Source organism: Staphylococcus sp. EG-SA-2 (assembly GCF_017152085.1).
Window position 1 is genome coordinate 1 of the sequence record NZ_JACYHC010000596.1, and the last position, 2689, is coordinate 2689.

The following is a 2689-nucleotide window of genomic DNA, read 5'->3' on the forward strand; positions in this document are numbered from 1 at the left end:
CTTGTGGTTGAATTTGATTGTGAATACCTAAATCTACAATTCGATCAACGCCGAAGTTAGATACACCGATTGCTTTAATTTTACCATTTTCTTTTAACTCTTCTAATGCACGCCATGAGCCATATACGTCATTGTAAGGTTGGTGAATAAGCACTAGATCAAGATAGTCCAAATTTAATCGTTGTAATGATCGTTCGATTGATTTGATAGTATCTTCATAGTTAACATTTTCAATCCATACTTTAGTCGTAATGAATAGTTCACTTCTATCAATACCTGAAGCTTCAATACCTTGACCTACTTCAGTTTCATTTAAATAACTTTGTGCTGTATCAATATGTCTATAACCCGCTTTAATTGCTTCTTTAACCGCTTCTGCTGTTTGTTCTTGAGGAATTTGAAATACTCCGAAACCTAATACTGGTATCTTTACATCTTTACTTATTTCAATATGATTCATAAAATGAACCTCCTTTATCTTGTATGTCCACTATAAACCATGGAGCGAACTCTATAGCAAGCCAGAGGTTTACTTTCTCTCCCAAAGACGTTCAACATTGTCATCATGATTATCACTAGCATTGATTTTAGCAATATGATTATCATAATTATCAATTTTATATTTTAGTAAATCTCTCGCATCATGAATTGTCTTTAAGTTTTCATTTAATTCTTCGAGTTGCTTATTTAAAATTTGCTTTTGCTGTGTTTGAATATTTTTATTTTTAGGAAGCTGCGCTAATCTACAAAATTCGATAAGCGATTCAATACTGACGCCTGCATTTCGCAAATTTTTCACTAAATAAATCCAATTTAAATCACTATCATTATATATTCTATATCCATTTTCATCTCGATTAACGGGTGGAATCACACCAACCTTTTCATAATATCTTAAAGTGTCTTGAGATATATTCATGAGCGCTACGACTTCTTTAGTTTTCATTGCGACTATCCTTTCAGTTATATTTGGGCATCTAAAGTAATGTTGTTTTATATATTGCCATCTTTGTTTGAATACTTCTTATTTTATTACTCAAATTTAAATTTGTCTCTTTTTTAACATTTTACATTTCATCGTTTTTAATTACTTTAAAAATTGTATAACTTAAATATTTAAAATGATATAATCACTAAGATTGATAATATTTAATTTTTTAAAAATTATTTTTGTTGCAATTTTTGGGTGATACGGAAAATTTGGGTGATCGATCGTTTATATGCATCAACATTCTTTGTGGATTGTTTGACAGTAGACAGTCATTTGTATACGTTAACGAATTTTGAAAATTTGAATCATTATTTAATCATATTATTAATTGCGCACGCACAACATAAAAAGGAGACATGTCAATGACATATAGAATGAAGAAATGGCAAAAATTATCCACCATTACGTTATTAATGGCTGGTGTGATTACTTTGAATGGTGGTGAATTCAGAAGTATTGATAAACATCAAATCGCTGTGGCTGATACGAATGTTCAAACGCCAGATTATGAAAAGTTGAGGAACACATGGTTAGATGTTAACTACGGTTATGATAAGTATGATGAGAAGAATGACGCAATGAAGAAGAAGTTTGATGCTACGGAGAAAGAGGCAGAGAAATTACTCAGTAGCATGAAAACTGAAAGTGGAAGGACTTACTTGTGGGATAGTGCAAAAGATTTAGATAACAAGTCTGCGGATATGACTCGTACCTATCGTAATATTGAGAAAATCGCAGAAGCGATGAGGCATCCTAAAACCACTTTAAATACTGACGAAAATAAGAAGAAAGTGAAAGATGCCCTTGAGTGGCTGCATAAAAATGCATATGGAAAAGAACCAGATAATAAAGTAAAAGAATTGACTGAGAATTTTAAAATAACTGATTCATCAAAGAAAAAAGCTTTAAATTGGTGGGATTATGAAATTGGAACACCTAGATCATTAACAAATACGCTTATATTGCTGAATGATCAATTTTCAAATGAAGAAAAGAAAAAATTCACTGCCCCTATTAAAACTTTCGCCCCAAAAAGTGATGAAATATTATCTTCTGTAGGAAAAGCTGAACCTGCTAAAGGCGGAAATTTAGTAGACATTGCTAAAGTAAAACTTTTAGAAAGTATTATCGAAGAAGATAAAGATATGATGAAAAATTCAATAGATTCATTTAATAAAGTCTTCACTTACGTTCAAGATTCTGCCACTGATAAAGAACGTAATGGATTTTATAAAGATGGTTCATATATCGACCATAAAGATGTCCCATACACTGGTGCTTATGGCGTTGTACTCTTAGAGGGGATTTCTCAAATGATGCCGATGATAAAAGAAACACCTTTTAATGATAAAACCCAAAATAATACAACCTTAAAATCATGGATTGACGACGGATTTTTACCACTCATTTATAAAGGTGAAATGATGGATTTATCACGTGGTAGAGCCATTAGCCGTGAAAATGAAACGAGTCACTCAGCATCTGCAACTGTAATGAAATCATTGTTGAGATTAAGTGATGCCATGGATGATTCAACAAAAGCTAAGTATAAAAAAATTGTCAAAACTTCAGTTAAATCTGATTCAAGTTACGGCCAAAATGATACATTAAGCTCTTATTCGGATATAAGCAAAATGAAGTCTTTAATGGAAGACAGCACTATTTCTACTAACGGTTTAACACAACAACTTAAAATAT

General features: G+C 31.5%; 3 protein-coding genes and 1 pseudogene. 2 read left to right on the plus strand and 2 right to left on the minus strand.

Annotation, left to right across the window (positions count from 1 at the left end; translation table 11 throughout):
- Together IDG60_RS10555 and IDG60_RS10560 are read right to left on the minus strand one after the other, a co-directional pair.
- Positions 1-460: aldo/keto reductase (locus IDG60_RS10555; RefSeq protein WP_206160676.1), on the minus strand; the 460-nt coding region annotated here is incomplete at its 3' end.
- 69 nt (positions 461-529) lie between these two features.
- Positions 530-946, minus strand: coding sequence for a MerR family transcriptional regulator (locus tag IDG60_RS10560; protein WP_000850015.1), 417 nt, complete (start codon positions 944-946; stop codon positions 530-532).
- Between the two features lie 243 nt (positions 947-1189).
- On the opposite strand from IDG60_RS10560, the gene IDG60_RS10565 reads away from it, so the two are divergent.
- Both IDG60_RS10565 and IDG60_RS10570 read left to right on the plus strand, forming a co-directional pair.
- Positions 1190-1357 (plus strand): hypothetical protein, encoded by a 168-nt coding sequence (locus tag IDG60_RS10565; protein ID WP_072398278.1) that lies wholly within the window; start codon positions 1190-1192, stop codon positions 1355-1357.
- A pseudogene (locus tag IDG60_RS10570) lies at positions 1354-2689 on the plus strand (hyaluronate lyase); the annotation flags it as partial. The gene IDG60_RS10565 and the pseudogene IDG60_RS10570, both read left to right, overlap by 4 nt.

Excerpts from the sequence above, each read along its gene's own strand:
- IDG60_RS10560 (WP_000850015.1), bottom strand. The coding sequence starts at position 946 with ATGAAAACTAAAGAAGTCGTAGCGCTCATGAATATATCTCAAGACACT.